This window comes from Kineococcus rhizosphaerae (assembly GCF_003002055.1).
In the GTDB taxonomy this organism is placed as follows: Bacteria; Actinomycetota; Actinomycetes; order Actinomycetales; family Kineococcaceae; genus Kineococcus; species Kineococcus rhizosphaerae.
Map to the genome: position 1 here is coordinate 284,050 of NZ_PVZF01000003.1, position 15,266 is coordinate 299,315.

Annotated in this window: 14 protein-coding genes; 6 read left to right on the forward strand and 8 right to left on the reverse strand. The window is 72.8% G+C overall.

All coding sequences use genetic code 11. The features are described from left to right. The first annotated feature begins 136 nt into the window (after nt 1–136). The gene (locus CLV37_RS08480) at nt 137–1,669 is read left to right on the forward strand and encodes an FAD-binding oxidoreductase (RefSeq protein WP_146149337.1); all 1,533 of its coding nucleotides are present in this window, start codon (nt 137–139) and stop codon (nt 1,667–1,669) included. On the opposite strand, the gene CLV37_RS08485 is transcribed toward CLV37_RS08480, so the two are convergent. Next, nucleotides 1,659–2,216 (reverse strand): cell wall-binding repeat-containing protein, encoded by a 558-nt coding sequence (locus CLV37_RS08485; RefSeq protein WP_170127121.1) that lies wholly within the window; start codon nt 2,214–2,216, stop codon nt 1,659–1,661. The two genes, CLV37_RS08480 and CLV37_RS08485, sit on opposite strands and share 11 nt — an antisense overlap. A 244-nt stretch (nt 2,217–2,460) precedes the next feature. On the opposite strand from CLV37_RS08485, the gene CLV37_RS08490 reads away from it, so the two are divergent. From CLV37_RS08490 to CLV37_RS08495, 3 genes are all read left to right on the forward strand, one after another. Continuing rightward, a complete protein-coding gene (locus CLV37_RS08490) occupies nt 2,461–3,387 on the forward strand; it encodes a ribonuclease Z (protein ID WP_106209128.1) in 927 nt (308 codons plus the stop codon). A gap of 9 nt (nt 3,388–3,396) precedes the next feature. Next, a complete protein-coding gene (locus CLV37_RS28820; protein ID WP_281260519.1) occupies nt 3,397–3,522 on the forward strand; it encodes a hypothetical protein in 126 nt (41 codons plus the stop codon). Between the two features lie 111 nt (nt 3,523–3,633). Then, nucleotides 3,634–5,733, forward strand: coding sequence for a putative bifunctional diguanylate cyclase/phosphodiesterase (locus CLV37_RS08495; protein ID WP_106209130.1), 2,100 nt, complete (start codon nt 3,634–3,636; stop codon nt 5,731–5,733). A 23-nt stretch (nt 5,734–5,756) separates the two neighbouring features. On the opposite strand, the gene CLV37_RS08500 is transcribed toward CLV37_RS08495, so the two are convergent. The 6 genes from CLV37_RS08500 to CLV37_RS08525 form a co-directional block, all read right to left on the reverse strand. After that, the gene (locus CLV37_RS08500; RefSeq protein ID WP_106209132.1) at nt 5,757–6,857 is read right to left on the reverse strand and encodes an ABC transporter ATP-binding protein; all 1,101 of its coding nucleotides are present in this window, start codon (nt 6,855–6,857) and stop codon (nt 5,757–5,759) included. Continuing rightward, entirely contained in the window at nt 6,854–7,996 is a 1,143-nt protein-coding gene (locus CLV37_RS08505; protein ID WP_106209134.1) for an ABC transporter ATP-binding protein, read from the reverse strand. Before CLV37_RS08505 ends, CLV37_RS08500 begins: the two co-directional genes overlap by 4 nt. Then, entirely contained in the window at nt 7,996–8,874 is an 879-nt protein-coding gene (locus CLV37_RS08510; protein WP_106209136.1) for a carbohydrate ABC transporter permease, read from the reverse strand. The genes CLV37_RS08505 and CLV37_RS08510 overlap by 1 nt, the downstream gene beginning before the upstream one ends. Beyond that, complete coding sequence (locus CLV37_RS08515; protein WP_211298513.1) at nt 8,874–9,731, reverse strand: carbohydrate ABC transporter permease; 858 nt, start codon at nt 9,729–9,731, stop codon at nt 8,874–8,876. Before CLV37_RS08515 ends, CLV37_RS08510 begins: the two co-directional genes overlap by 1 nt. Before the next feature lie 124 nt (nt 9,732–9,855). Continuing rightward, nucleotides 9,856–11,304, reverse strand: a complete 1,449-nt coding sequence (locus CLV37_RS08520; protein WP_106209140.1) for an ABC transporter substrate-binding protein — start codon at nt 11,302–11,304, stop codon at nt 9,856–9,858. Between the two features lie 87 nt (nt 11,305–11,391). After that, nucleotides 11,392–12,465 carry a zinc-binding dehydrogenase gene (locus CLV37_RS08525; RefSeq protein ID WP_106209142.1) on the reverse strand — a complete coding sequence of 358 codons (1,074 nt, stop codon included), beginning with the start codon at nt 12,463–12,465 and terminating at the stop codon, nt 11,392–11,394. Nucleotides 12,466–12,715: 250 nt separating this feature from the next. Here CLV37_RS08525 and CLV37_RS08530 point away from each other — a divergent pair, with 250 nt between their 5' ends. Both CLV37_RS08530 and CLV37_RS08535 read left to right on the forward strand, forming a co-directional pair. Beyond that, entirely contained in the window at nt 12,716–13,663 is a 948-nt protein-coding gene (locus CLV37_RS08530) for a sugar-binding transcriptional regulator (RefSeq protein WP_106209144.1), read from the forward strand. Then, nucleotides 13,660–14,439: an SDR family NAD(P)-dependent oxidoreductase gene (locus tag CLV37_RS08535; protein WP_106209146.1), complete on the forward strand. Its 780-nt coding sequence runs from the start codon at nt 13,660–13,662 to the stop codon at nt 14,437–14,439. The genes CLV37_RS08530 and CLV37_RS08535 overlap by 4 nt, the downstream gene beginning before the upstream one ends. Here CLV37_RS08535 and CLV37_RS08540 read toward each other — a convergent pair whose 3' ends face one another. Beyond that, nucleotides 14,440–15,180 carry an SDR family oxidoreductase gene (locus CLV37_RS08540; RefSeq protein ID WP_170127122.1) on the reverse strand — a complete coding sequence of 247 codons (741 nt, stop codon included), beginning with the start codon at nt 15,178–15,180 and terminating at the stop codon, nt 14,440–14,442. Between the last annotated feature and the right edge of the window lie 86 nt (nt 15,181–15,266).

Genomic DNA, 15,266 nt, shown 5'->3' on the forward strand with positions numbered 1-15,266 from the left:
CACAGCTGCACCGCTGTAGCGATGGTTACAGTAGCCCCAGATTTTGTCCATCTTGTTACGTTCGGGATACGTCGGTGTCACGGTCGCGCCGCCCACCTCCCGTCCGGCCGGCTCGCCTGCGGGGCAGACTGCGCCCGTGGACCACGGACGACCGACCCGCCGAGCGCTGCTCGCCACCGGACTCGCCCTCGCGACCGCGGGCTGCACCGACGGCGGTGCGCAGAGCCCACCCACCCCGGGAGGCGGTCCCAGCAGCGGTCCCAGCAGCGGTCCCAGCACCCCACCGACGACACCCGGCTGGTCGGACCTGCAGGTCTCCGGCGGCCTCGCCCGCCCGGGCCAGGCCGGGTACGACCCCTCGACCCTGCTCTACAACCCGCGCTTCTCCCCCGCCCCGCAGGCGATCGCGCGCTGCCGCACCGCCGACGACGTCGCGGCGTGCGTGCGGTACGCGGGGCGGACCGGCACCGGACTGCGGCTGCGCGCGGGCGGGCACTCCTACGGGGGCTGGTCGGCCGGTGACGGTCTGGTCGCCGACCTGACCGGGATGGACGCGGTGGAACTCGCCGACGACGGCCGCAGCGCCCGGATCGGCGCCGGAGCGCGGCTCGTCGACGTCTACACCGCCCTCGGCGCGCGGGGGGTCGCGATCGGGGCGGGGTCCTGCCCGACGGTGGGTTTCAGCGGGCTCACCCTCGGCGGGGGCGTCGGGGTCCTGGCCCGCTCGTTCGGGCTGACGTGCGACCAGGTCCGCTCGATCGACGTCGTGACCGCCGACGGGACGTCCCGCACGGTCGACGCCGGGAACGACCCCGACCTGTTCTGGGCGCTGCGCGGCGGGGGTGGCGGGATCGCCGCCGTCACGTCGTGGACGGTCGCGGTGCGGCCCGCGCCGGAGGTGACCGTGTTCTTCCTGCGCTGGGACCTGTCGCAGGGGGCCGACGTCCTCGGGGCCTGGCAGCGGTGGTCGGCGCAGGCCCCCCGCGAACTGTGGTCGACGTGCAAGCTGCTCGTGAACCCCGCCGACGGGGACCGGGTGCAGGTCTCCGGGGCGTGGACGGGGTCCGCGGCGCTCGACCTGTCGGGCCTGCTCGCCGGCCTGCCGAAGCCCGCCGCGACCTCCCGCCGGGCCCTGGGCTACACCGACGCGATGCTCTACGAGGCCGGGTGCTCGGGGCTGGACGCGCAGGCGTGCACCGCGCGGGCGCTGGACGCGCAGCACCGGCAACCGTTCGCCGCGACCAGCTCGATGCTCGGCGCGCAACTGCCGCAGGCCGGGCTCGACGCGGCCCTCGCCGCGGTGCGGACGATCTCAGCGCCCGAGGGGACGGTCGAGGCGGGGATGTCGTTCGACGCCCTCGGCGGTGCCGTCACCGACGTCGCCCCGGACGCGACCGCGTTCCCCTGGCGCACGGCGCTGGCCACCGTCCAGCACACCGCCACCTGGACGGGGACGCGCACCCCGGAACCGTTCGACGCCGTCGTCGCCGGCACCCGGCGGGCGCTGGAACCCTGGACGGGGACCGCGGCGTACGTGAACTACGCCGACGCGGGGCTGCCCGACCGGGCCGCGGCCTGCTGGGGCGAGAACCGCGCGCGGTTGCGGCAGGTCGCGGCCGCGGTGGACCCGGACCGGGTGTTCGCGTTCCCCGGGTCGGTCACCGCGTGACGGTCGTGATCGTCGGGCACCCCGCCCCGGTGGGGTTCGTGTACTGCTCGGCGTCGGCGAACACGGCGTCGGACACGCTGGGCGTGCCCCCGACAACGACCACGAGGCAGGGCTGCAGGCGCTGGAGCTCGGCGCGGCTGGCGGCGGGCAGGCGGTCGCGCTCGGTGAGCAGGACCGGGCCGAGGCCGTTCGCCGAGGGCCCGACGGCCAGCGCGTCCGGCAGCGAGGTCCCCGACGCCAGGAAGACGACGGACGCGGTCCCGGGGCGCCACGTCAGGAAGGACACCTCGGCGGCCGTCTCGTAGCGGTCGCGACCGGAGACGCGGACGTTGCCCCTGGGCGACAGCGCGGACCGCGTGCCCGCCCCCGTCGTCGAGGACGCCTCGGCCGCCACGGCCGAGCGCAGCTGCCGCAGCGGCTCGGCGGCCCGGGCGCGGGTGCCGTCCGGCGCGGACGGGTCGTCGGCGGCGGAGGCCGAGCCCGCACCGGCGAGGACGGCGGTGGACAGGCCGACGGCGGCGAGGACGGCGACGGTCTTGGTGCGCACGGGGTCTCCGGACGGTTCGAGGGACGGGCCGGCGGTCGCCGTCCGTGCGACGAGGGTCGGGGAGCCGGCCACCGCACAGCCACGTCCCGGCTGCGCGCAGCGCCCGAACGAGGGGACGCGTCACCCGGCTCCGGGAACGCCCCGGGCGGAGCGTGGCGGCAGTTGACCGTCCGTGACTCCTCCGGGACCGTGCCGTCCACACCGCCGTGAGGCCGCCGCACCCCACCCCGGGGAGGATGCCCCCGTGAGCTCCAGGGAACTCGTCGTGCTCGGGACCGCCGGTCAGGCCCCCACCCGGACGCGGAACCACAACGGCTACCTGCTGCGCTGGGACGGCACCTCCGTGCTGTTCGACCCCGGCGAGGGGATCCAGCGGCAGATGCTGCACGCCGGGGTCTCCTCACCGCGCATCGAGCGCATCTGCGTCACCCACCGGCACAACGACCACTGCCTCGGGATCCCCGGGGTCCTGAACCGCATGGCGCAGGACGCCCCCGGGCGCTCCGTCACGCTGCACGGACCGGCCGACGCGGCCGTCCACCTGCGCAACCTCGCGATCGTGGCGCAGGCCCAGGTGCAGGTGGAGGTCGTCGGCGTCCCCGAGCTCGACGAGCTCGTCCCCGTCGCCGACGTCGCCGGCGCCCACCTGAGCGCCCGGGCCCTGGACCACCGCGTCCCGGCGATCGGATACCGGCTGGCCGAACCCCCCGGCACCACGTTCTCGGCCGCCGCGCTCGCGGCCGCCGGCATCAGCGGACCCGACGTCGGGCGCCTGCAGCGCGAGGGGGAACTGCGCGGCGTCCGGCTCGCCGACGTGAGCACCACCCGGCCCGGGCAGGTCTTCGCCTTCGTCATGGACACCCGCGTCTGCCCCGCGATCGGCGAGGTCGTCGCCGACGCCGACCTCGCCGTCCTGGAGTGCACCTACGCCCACCGCGACGTCGACCTCGCCCGCACCCGCGGTCACCTCACGGCCCGGCAGGCCGGCGAGATCGCCGCGCGCGCGGGCGTGCGGACCCTGCTGCTCACGCACTTCTCCCGGCGCTACGACACCGCCGAGCTCGGGCGGGAGGCGCGCGACGCCGTCGCCGCCCTCGGCGGCTCCACGCTCGTGCACGTCGCCCAGGACCTCGACGTCGTCCCGCTGCCCACCCGCGCGGCCCGGGGGTAGCGTCCCGGCATGAGCACCCACCCGTTCGACCCCGCCGACCCGCCCGTCCCCGAGCTGGAGGACGACGAGGACGTCCCTCCCCGCCCCGAGGAGGACGCCGCCGACGCCGCCCGGGACGACACCGGGGGACGGTGACGGCAGGCACCCGGACGGGGGACACCGCGTCAAGGCCCCCCGGGGCGCTCCCGAACCCCACAGGGAGGAGCGCGGCCACGGGGGCCGCCGGCAGCGGCGAGGTGGTCGGTCATGGACGAGCGGTGCACGGACCCGGCCGCCGAGGTCGAGCGGTTGCGCGCCCAGCTCGACGCCGAACGCCGGCAGGCCGCGAGCGAGCGCGCGAACCTCGTGACGCTCCTGGAGAACATCCCCACCGGCATCTGCGAGTTCTCCGACGAGAACTCCCTGGTCTGGGCCAACCGCGCCTTCCGGGACATGGTCGGCCTGGGGATGGACCGCCTCACCGGTGACGGCTGGCGGGCCACGGTCCACCCCGACGACGCCGGGATCCCCGCGCGGGCCGTCCGGACCCCCGGGGGTCTGCGCGCCGGCATCCGGCACGTCGACGTCGACGGCGGGATCCACCACTGCGACAGCACCGTCGTCCTGCTGACGTCCACCGACGCGCAGGGCCGCGAGGTCGTCCGCCCGCTGGTCAACGTCCACGAGGTCACCCCGATCCACCACGCCACCGAGGCCGCCCTCGCCGAGGAGCGCCGGTTCCGCGCCCTGTTCGACTCCTCCCCCATCGGCATCGCCGTCAGCGACGGCCAGGACGTCGTCAGCGACCTCAACCCCGCCTGGGCCCGCATGCTGCGCGTCGACCCGGCCCTCGTGCTCGGCCGGGTGTTCCAGGAGGTCCACCCCCCGTTCGCCGAGGCGCTCGACCGCGAGGCGATCCGCGCCGGCCTCGCCGCCGACGGCCGGTACGAGTGGCAGGGGTGGATGCCCCGGTTCGACGGGACCCGGTTCTGGGCGCACCTCGTCGTGTCGTACTCCGTCGACGCGCTCGGCAACCCGGTCGTCGTCTCCCAGGTCCAGGACCACGACGAGGTGCACCGGGGCCGCGAGGCGCTCGCCCACGCCGCCCGGCACGACATCCTCACCGACCTGCCGAACCGGGCGAGCATCCTGGAGACGTTGCAGGGCATGCTGACCCGCACCGCGGACGGCCCCGAGCAGGTCGGTGTCCTGTTCTGCGACCTCGACCGCTTCAAGGTCGTCAACGACTCGCTCGGGCACGCCGCCGGGGACGAGCTGCTCGTCGCCGTGGCCGACCGGCTGCGGGCGGGCCTGCGCGAGGGCGACCACGTCGGCCGGCTCGGCGGCGACGAGTTCGTCGTCCTGCTCGACGAGCTCACCGGCCCCCAGGACGCCGTCCGCGTCGCGGAGCGGCTGCGCGCCTCGCTCGAGGAGGACGTCGACCTCGCCGGGCACCCGGTGCGCTGCGGCATCAGCATCGGCATCGCCCTGTCGGACCCGGACGGGCCGCCCGCGACCGCGGCCGCGCTGCTGCGCGACGCCGACACCGCCATGTACCGGGCCAAGAACCGCAGCCGGGGTGGTTTCCAGCTCTTCGCCCCCGCGATGCACGAGGAGGCCGTCGCCCGCCTCGAGCTCGAGGACGACCTGCGGCGCGCCGTCGAGCAGGACGAGTTCGTCGTGCACTACCAGCCGATCGCCCGCCTGGAGGACGGGGCGCGGATGGCGTTCGAGGCGCTCGTGCGCTGGCAGCACCCCGAGCGCGGCACCCTCGGACCCGAGACGTTCCTCGACGCCGCGGTGGAGTGCGGGCTGACCCCGGCGATCGACTCCTCCGTGCTGAACCAGGTGGCCACGTTCCTGGTGACCCACCCCACCGAGATCGTCGCCGTCAACGTCTCCGCGCAGCGCCTCGACGGGACGTTCGGCGACGCCGTCGCCCGCGCCCTGGCCCGGGTCGGCGCCGCCGGGTACCGCCTCATGGTGGAACTGCGCGAGTCGGCGCTGCTGACCGACGACACCCAGCTCGCCGCGGAACTGCACGACCTGGAGTCCCTGGGCGTCACGGTCATCGTCGACGACTTCGGCACGGGCAGCAGCGTCCTCACGTCGCTGCACGAGCTGCCGGTCCGCGGGCTGAAGATGGGCACCGCGTTCACGGCGGGCCTGCCCGGCAACCGCCGGATGGTCGCGAGCATCCTCGGCCTGGCCGACGGGCTGGACGTGGAGTGCATCGCGACGGGCGTCGAGACGGCCGAGCAGGCCCAGTTCCTGCGCGAGGCCGGGTGGCACGCCGCGCAGGGCTGGTTCTTCGGCGGGGTGGCCCCGGAGAGCCACTGGTTCCCCGTCGTCCTGCCGCTGGACTGACCCCGCCCGCCCCCACGGCCCGCTCAACGCAGGCGGGCACCGTCCTCGGGGTCGAAGAGGTACACCCGCGCCGGCGGGGCCGTCAGCCGCACCGCGTCCCCGCGCCGGTAGTCGACCTCGGGTGAGGTCTGCACGACGACGGAGGAGTCCAGGCCCTCGACGCTGACGGTGGCGAGCCCGAACTCCAGCAGGTTCTCGAACACGACCACCTCACCGGGCACCGACGCCTCGTCGGCCCGCGCGATGCGGGCGTCCTGCGGGCGGACCCCGACCGTCACGGCCGTCCCCGCCGCGGCCCGCGACGCCGTGGGCAGGACGCCGTCGCGGCCCACCCGCACCGAACCCGCACGGTCCACGACCCCCTCGACGAGGTTGATCTTCGGTTCGCCCACGAAGTCGGCGACGAACCGGTTCGCGGGGTCGTCGAAGATCTCGTCGGCCGTCCCGAACTGCTGGATGACCCCGCCGTCCATGACGGCGAGCCGGTCGGCCAGGCTGAGCGCCTCGAGCTGGTCGTGGGTCACGACGATCGTCGTGTAGCCGAACTCGCGCTGCAGGACCTTCAGCTCGCGACGGACCCGTTGCCGCTGCGCGGCGTCGAGGTGGGACAGGGGTTCGTCGAGCAGCAGCACGGGCGGGTTGCGGACCAGCGCCCGGGCCAGGGCGACGCGCTGCTTCTGGCCGCTGGACAACCCCGCCGGCCGCAGGGGCAGCAGGTCGGTCATCTCCAGGCGCTCGGCGATGGCCCGCACGCGGGCGTCGGCGTCCTTCACCCCGCGCGCCTTCAGGCCGTACGACAGGTTCCCCTCGACGTCCAGCGGCGGGTAGAGCGCGTAGCTCTCGAACCCGACGCCGATGTCGCGCCTGCCCGGCGGCAGGTGCGGGATGGACCGGTCGCCGATGCGGATGTCGCCGGAGGTGACGGTCTCCAGGCCCGCGATCATCCGCAGCGTCGTCGTCTTCCCGCACCCCGAGGGCCCCAGGAGAGCGACGAGCTCACCGGGCTCGATGTGCAGGTCGATGCCCTTGACGGCGTGGAACGCCTCCCGGCCCCGGCTCTCGTACCGCTTGTGCAGGTTCTCCAGGACGAGCGCCTTGGCCGTCGTCTGCGTCAGGACGCTCATCGCGCCACCCTCTCCTCGACGGCCGACCCCAGCCGCACCGAGTCCTCCGGACCGGCGGCGGGGGCGAAGACGTGGACGTTCTCCAGCGGCAGGTGCAGGTCGACGACGTCACCCTCGCGGGCGCCGGCGTCGGAGTCGGCGACGACGATGACGTGCTCCGAACCCCCCGCGGGGCCGACGTCGACGCTGAACTCCATGAGCCGGCCCAGGCGCTCGGCCAGCGACACCCGGCCGCGCAGGGACAGCGCCCCCGCCCCGCCCGCACCCAGCTGCAGGTCGCGGGGCCGGATCCCGAGGCGGGCCCGCCCGGCGGGCAGGTCCAGGTGGTGCGGCACCGGGACGCTGAGGTCCCCCCCGGCGCCGCGCAGCACCCCCTGCTCGGCCACCACGTCGAACAGGTTGATCTCGGGCTGGCCGAGGGCCTTGGCGACGAACGTGTCCACCGGCCGGCGCCAGATGTCCTCCGGGGTGCCCACCTGGACGACGCGGCCCGCGCGCAGGACCGCGATGCGGTTCCCGAGCGCCAGGGCCTCCTGGTAGTCGTGGGTGACGTACAGGGAGGTCGTGTTCGACATCTCCCCGAGCTGCTTGAGCTCGGCGCGCATCTGGGCGCGCAGCTTCGCGTCGAGGTGCGAGAGGGGTTCGTCCAGCAGGTACACGTCGGCGGGCCGGACCAGCACCCGCCCGAGGGCGACGCGCTGGCGCTGGCCGTTCGACAGCTCCCGCGGGAACCTCTTGAGCAGGTGGGCGATCCCCAGCGTCGTGGTGACGGCCTCGATGCGCTGGCGCTGCTGCTCGGCCGTGTACTTCCCCGTGCGCCCGGACCGCAGCGGCGACGCGAGGTTGTCGAACACGGTCTTCTGCGGGTAGAGCGCGTAGCTCTCGAACGCCATGGCGACGTTGCGGTGGTAGGGCTCGACGCCCTCCATGGAGACACCCGCGATCTCGACGTCGCCGGCCGCGGTGTCGACGAGCCCGGCGACGCTCTTGAGCATCGTCGTCTTGCCGGCCCCCGACGGGCCGAGCACGACGAAGAACTCGCCGTCTCCGATGTCGAGGTCCACGTCGGTCAGGGCCTCGACGACGTTCTTGCCCGTGCCGTAGGTCGTGGACAGGTTCTGGATGCGCACGGTGGCCATCAGGCCTTCACCGCCCCGAACGACAGGCCCCGCACCAGGTACCGCTGGATGGTCAGCGCGAGGACGAGCGGCGGCAGGGCGCCCAGGAGGGCCGCGGCTGCCGTGAGGTTGTAGTACGCCTGCCCGCCGCCGCCGAGGTACTTGGTCACCGCGACGGTGACGGTCGTGGCCGCCGAGTCGGTGAGGATCAGCGGGAACAGGTAGTTGTTCCAGGCGAAGATGAACGCCAGCAGCGCGGCGGCCGCGATGCCCGGGCGCACCAGCGGCAGCGCGACGGTGAGGAAGGCGCGGGTGCGGGTGTACCCGTCCAGCAGGGCCGCCTGCTCCAGCTCGGGGGCGAGGTCGGTGAAGTAGGACCGAAGGATCCACACGACCAGCGGCATCGTCACCAGCTGCAGCACCCACACCATGCCGAGCTTGGTGTCGAAGATGTGCAGCGTGTTGTAGATGACGAAGAGCGGGACGATGACCATCAGCTCCGGCGCGAACCGGAACGACAGCATCTGGAACATGAGGTCCTCGGAGCCGCGGAACTTCCAGCGGCCCGCGGCGTAGGCGGCCGGGATGCCGACGACGAGGGAGACGAGGACGGCGCCCGCGCAGTTCAGGACGCTCGTGAGCAGGGCGTGCCCGAAGTCGACGCTCGTGAGGTCCTGACCGCGCTGGGACAGGACCGTCCCGAAGTTCGCGAGCGTCGGGGAGAACTGGAAGTACGTCGACGTCTGCTGCGCGTCGTTCTTGAGCGCCAGCAGGACCATCCACACCAGGGGGAACAGGGAGAACACGAACCACGCGAGGATCCCGAGGTCGGCGACCACCGAGCCCGGGGTCACCCGCTTCTGCCCGGGGGTCAGTTCCCGGGCGAACCGCGACGCCATCAGGCCCCCGCTCCCGCAGCACGACGCTGCGCCTTGCCCAGCACGCTCACGAGGTAGCGCGCGGTGATGAACACGATGATCCACAGCAGGAACATGTAGGTGCTGCCGCGGGAGTAGTTCAGGTTGGTGATCGAGTCCTCGAACGCGCCGATCTGCAGCGTGGTCGTCGTCACGCCGGGACCGCCGGCGGTGAGGACGTACACCGCGTCGAAGACCTTCAGGCAGTCCATGAACCGGAAGATGACGGCGACGAGGATGTAGGGCCACATCATCGGCAGCATGAGCCGGCGGAACATGTAGAACCAGTTCGCGCCGTCGACGTCGGAGGCCTCGAAGGGCTCCTTGGGCAGGGACCGGATGCCGGCCAGGACGAGGATCGCGACGAACGGCGTGTAGATCCACACGTCGACGAGGATCGTCGAGGCCAGCGCCCGGTCCTTGCTCAGCCAGTCGAACGTCGAGCCCAGCCCGAGGACGTGGTTCAAGACCCCGAACTGGGGGTTGAACATCAGCTTCCAGATCACGCCCGCGATGACGGGCGCGATCATCAGCGGGAGGATCAGGAGCCGTTCGAACGTCTTGCCGATGAGCGTGGACCGGTTGAGCAGCAGGGCGATGGCGACGCCCAGCACGGTCTCCAGCCCGGTGGCGGCCACCGCGTACAGCAGGGTCGTCCCGGCGCTGCGCCAGAACAGCGTGTCGCCCAGGACGCTGCGGTAGTTGTCGACCCCGATGAACGTCGGGGTCGGGTTCGTCGCCGCGTAGTTCAGCACCGTGTAGTACACGCCGTAGAAGAACGCGTACAGGATGCCGATGATCAGCAGGACCGCCGGCACCGACAGCAGGTACGGGCGCAGCTTGCGCCGCCAGGTGGGGACCCGGCGGACCGCGCCGGGACCCCGATCGGTCTCCTGCGAGGGCGTGCGGCCCCCGACGGTGGTCGCCACCGCTCCTCCTCTCCGATCCGCGGACCCGTGGGGGTCAGGCGTTGATCTTGGTGGTGTTGGCCTTGGCGAGCTCGTCCAGGCGCGACTTGGCGTCCGCACCGGAGTAGATGTCCTGCAGCGCGACCGCCCAGTCCTCGGTGGTCTCGAAGAACTTCGTCTGCGGCGTGAACTGGATCTTCGTGGAGTCGATGACCTTCTCGAAGGTCTCCAGGTAGCCGGGGAACCCGCCGAGGGTCTGCTTGAAGGACCCGTCGAACACCGAGGCGCGGACCGGGTCGGCGAACGTCGAGGCGGTCGCCTTGTTCATGGCGTCCTTGCCCGTGGCCCACTGCATGAACAACCAGGCGGCCTGCTTCTTCTTCGACGCCGCGTTCATGGCCAGCGACCACGTCCACAGGTTGGTGGCGTAGCTGCCGTCGGGACCGGCCGGGCCCGGGTACCAGGCGAGGTTGCCGGCCTGGGCGCTGGCCCCGGCCTTCTGCTTCGGGTACGTCGCGCTGTCCGCGTCGTAGACCATCATGGCGTTGCCGTTGCCGAGGTCACCGGTGCACTGCGGGTAGTCGTAGGTGGTCCAGGACGTCGGTCCGGCGTTCTTGGCGAGGTCGACCCACTTCTTGGTGAACTCCACGGCCTTGTCGGAGTTCATCGCCGCCGTGTAGGTGGTGCCCTCGGCGGTGTAGTCCTTGCCGCCCTCGCGGGTGAACTGGGTCATGAAGCCGGGGTGGATCGTCGCCCACGACTTCGACCCGCGGAACGCCACGCCGTAGCGGTTCTGCGACCGGTCGGTGAGGTCGGTGGCGAGCTGGATGAAGTCGTCGAACGTCTCCGGCAGCGCGATGCCGCGGGCGTCGAACTCCTTCTTGTTGTAGGCGACGACGTTCGTCTCGAACCCCCACGGGATCGCCCACTGACCGCCGGTGCCGAGGGCGGACCCCTTCTCGAAGTCCCAGCGGGTCGACGTGCGCAGGCCCTCGTAGATGTCCTCGAAGTCGTACTCGTCGTTGGTGGCGGACGAGTTCTTGATCCACGGGGTGAGGTCCTCCATCCAGCCGGGAGGGCCGTACTGCCAGATGAAGTAGGCGCCGGTCATGAAGACGTCGTGCGCCCCGGTCTTGCCCGCGAGCTCGGTGTTCAGCTTGGTGAAGTAGTCGGCCTCGGCGACGAGGTCGGCCTGGACCTCGATGCCCGTCAGCTCGGTGAAGTCCTTCAGCAGCGGCTGGAACGCCTGCTGGTACGGGTGCGGCGTCTGGAGGATCTTGATGCTCTGGCCCTTCAGCGCCTTCCAGTCGAAGGAACCGGTAACGGCCGACGCCCCGTTCTCGGGCGCCTTGCCGGCGTCGCCGCCGCCACCGCCGGTGCCGACCCCGCAGCCGTAGAGCATCGGGACCGTGGCGGCCCCGCCCATGGCGGCCAGCAGCGACCGGCGGGTGACCTTCTTCGTCGGGACGTGCAGTCCGCTCTCGGACCGCGTGAACTCGTTCATGGCTGACGCTCCATCGCGTGGGAGGGTAGGGTCCACCGTCCCGACGACCCTTCCGGTCCCGGGTGGTGTGGTTCGAGGGTCAGGGGATCAGGGGATCAGGGAGACCTTGACGGAGTTCGCGGAGTCGGCCACGAGGTCGAGCCCCTTCTGGAACTCGGCCAGCGGCAGCTGGTGGGAGCAGATCTCGTCCAGGGGCAGCCGGCCGGACTCGATGAGCCGCAGGGCCGCGGGCCAGGTGTTCTGCCCCAGGTGCGCACCGAGGACGTTGAGTTCCTTGTCGTCGGAGATGATCGACCAGTCGACGGTCACCGGGTCCTTGAAGACCGAGTACTCGACGAAGGTGCCGAGCTTGCGCAGCAGGTTCAGCCCCTGGGCGACCGCGGACGGGTGGCCGGTGCCCTCGATGTAGACGTCGGCGCCGTAGCCGTCGGTGAGCTTCTTGACCTCCTCGACGACGTCGACCTCGGTGATGTTGAACACGGTGTCGGCGCCGCACTTCTTCGCCAGTTCCAGCTTCTGCGGCAGCGCGTCGAGGGCGATGATGCGCTTGGGGAACTTCGCGGCGGCGCCGGCGATCATGCCCAGGCCGATGGGTCCGCACCCGGCGACCACGACCGTGTCGTCGAAGCGGATGCCGGCGCGCTCGACGGCGTGCAGCGCGCACGACAGCGGTTCGGCGTAGGCGACCTGCCACGGCGGGACGTCCTCGGGCGCCTTGTGGACCAGGGCCTCCTTCGGCAGCACGAGGTACTCGGCCATCGCCCCCGGCGTGCGGCGCTTGAAGCCGAACATGTCGTGCGGCTGGCACATGTGGTAGTCGCCGCGGTTGCAGTACCGGCAGTTCCAGCAGGGCACGATCTGCTCGGCGACGATCCGGTCGCCGACCTGCACGCCCCAGCGCTTCGCCGCCTCGTCGTCGATGGCCGCGATGCGCCCGGTGAACTCGTGCCCGGGCACGGTGTCGGTCTCGGCCCACGCCGGGCGGTTCTCGTCGCCCCAGAACTTCGCGGCGCCGTGGTAGCACTTGAGGTCGCTGGCGCAGATGCCGACGGCCTCGACCTTCAGCAGGGCCTCACCGGGGCCGGCGACGGGCACGGGGACCTCTTCGAGCCGGTAGTCGTGCGGTCCGTGGACGATCACGGCCTTCATCGTGTCTGCCATGAACTGCTCCTTCGCAGCGCTCCGGACGGGGGCCGGGCGGGGTGTGGGTGGTTCGGCTGTGGTCGACGGCTCGTCGGCGGGTCGTCGTGGTCCGGGCTCCGGTGGGGGTACCGGGTCCTCCGGAACCCTCTTCCGTGGTCTTCCGAACGCTAGGACCTGTGCGGCACACTTGTCCAGCACATGCGTGCAACGATCTGGTGACCGGCGCGACGACGGAGCTGCGCCGGCCCACGAGGCGAGGAGGGCACGGGTGCCGAACACGGAGCGGTTCCCGCTGGCGCTGGCGCACACCGCGGCGACGCTCTACTACCTGCAGGACGCCACCCAGGCCGAGATCGCCGAGCGGATCGGCACCTCCCGCGCCACCGTCAGCCGCCTGCTGCGCGAGGCCCGCGAGCGGGGGCTGGTCCGCATCGAGGTGCTGCCGCTGCCGGTCGAGGACCCCGGCGACCTCGCCGACCGGCTGCGCGAGGCCCTGGGGCTGGAGCAGGTGCGCCTGTGCCCGCCGACGACGGCCGCCCACGTCGCCGAGGCCGTCTCGCCCACGGTTTCCACCGTGCTCACCGAGGTCGGGCTGAGCGCCGGGGACGTGCTGCTGGTCTCCTCGGGCCGGACGGTGTACGAGATCGCCCAGCGGGAACTGCCCGCGCTGCCGGGGGTGCTCGTGGCCCCCATGGTCGGCGGCCAGGACGAACCCGAAGCCTGGTACCAGACCAACGAGATCACCCGGCGGATCGCCGCCGGGGTCGGGGGGAGTCCCCGGTTCTGCTACGCCCCCGCGTTCCCGGCCCGCGCCCTGCGCAGCAGCCTGGCCGCCGATCCCGGTTTCCGGCGGTTCACGCAGTTGTGGAGCGACGCCCGGTGCGCCCTCATGGGCGTCGGGGCCCCTCCGCTGCAGCGGGAGTCGATCCCCGGTTTCGTCCCCACCGGGGAGGAACCCCTGCAGACGGCCGTCGGCGACGTGGCCTCGCGGTTCTACGACGCGAACGGCACCGAGGTCTCCTACGAGGGCGCCGACCGTCTCGTCGCGATCCCCCTGGAGGTGCTGCGCGAGGTTCCCGTGCGCATCGCCGTCGCGTACGGTGCGGTCAAGGTCCCCAGCGTCGTCGCGGGCGCCCGCGGCGGGTACTTCACCCACCTCGTCACCGACCCGTCGACGGCGTCGGGTCTGCTCGCGTCCCTGGAGGAGGAACCGTGACCCCCCGCTCGATCCCGGAGTCCTTCGACCTGACCGGCCGCAGGGCCCTGGTCACCGGTGCGACCCAGGGACTGGGCACGGACGTCGTGCGCACCCTCGCCGCGGCCGGGTGCGACCTCGTGCTCTCCGCCCGCACCCACGAGGCGCTGCAGGCCCTGGCCGCCGCGGTGCGCGGCGACCACGGCGTCCGCGTCGAGGTCGTCGCCGCCGACCTGTCCGACGCGGCCGACACCGAGTCCCTGGCGTCGCGGGCGCTGGCCGCCTTCGACGGCCTCGACGTCCTGGTGAACAACGCGGGCGTCTCCTTCCCGCAGCGGGTCGTCGACGTCGACGCCGGCACGTGGGACCGCACGCTCGCCGTGAACCTGCGCGCACCCGCGCTGCTGGGCTCGCGCGTCGGCCGGGCCATGGCCGCGGCGGGCCGCGGCAGCATCGTCAACGTCTCGTCGGTCGCGGGGTCGCTGGCGCTGGCCGAGCACTTCGCCTACTCCTCCAGCAAGGCCGCGCTCGTGATGGCCACCAAGGTGCTCGCCCTGGAACTCGGACCCTCGGGGGTCCGGGCGAACTCGGTGAGCCCGACGGTGGTGATGACCGAGATGGGGCAACGGGTCTGGGGCGAGCAGGCGAAGGCGGCCCCGATGCTGGTACGCATCCCGCTGGGCCGCTTCGCCCAGCCGGGCGACGTGAGCGGCGCCGTGCTGTTCCTGGCCTCCGACGCCTCGGCGATGGTGAACGGCGTGGACCTGACCGTCGACGGGGGTTTCTCGGCGGCCTGATCAGCCCCGGCCCACGAAGGGCATGGTCGTCGCCATGACCGTCATCGACAGGACGTTCGCCGACGGGGGCAGGGACGCCATGTACCGCACGGCCTCGGCCACCTCGGCCAGTCCCATCGTGGGTTCGACGGCGAGCGATCCGTCGGCCTGCGGGACACCGGCGTCCGGCATCGCCAGCAGGTCGGTGCGGACGTTGCCTATGTCGATCTGACCGCAGGCGATACCGAAGGGGCGGCCGTCGAGAGCGGTCTGCCGGGTCAGCCCCGTGACGGCCGTCTTCGTCGCGGTGTAGGGCGCGGAGTTCGGGCGGGGGGCCATCGACGAGATCGACCCGTTGTTGATGATGCGCCCGCCGCCGGGGTCCTGGCGCTTCATCTGCCGGAACGCCGCGCGGGTGCACAGGAACGTGCCCGTGAGGTTCACCGCGACGACGTCGTGCCAGCGCTGGACGTCGAGCTCGTCGATGGGCACCTGCGGCGCGGAGGTCCCCGCGTTGTTGACCAGCAGGTCCAGCCGGCCGAAGCGGTCCACGACGGCCGCGAACAGGGCGTCCACCTCGTGCTCGTCGGACACGTCGGCCCGGTGCACGGAGGTGGTCCCGCCGATCTGCGCCGCGGCCTCGCGCAGGACGTCCTCGCGGCGACCGGCCAGGGCCACCGCGAAACCCGACTGCACGAGGGCCGCGGCGACGGCGCGGCCGATGCCGGTGCCCGCACCCGTCACCAGGGCGATCTTCTCCACGAGAGCATGCTCCCACCTCCCCCGCACGGTCCCGGGGACGCAGGACGGCCGGGCACCCCGCGGGGTGCCCGGCCGGTGCGTCGCGA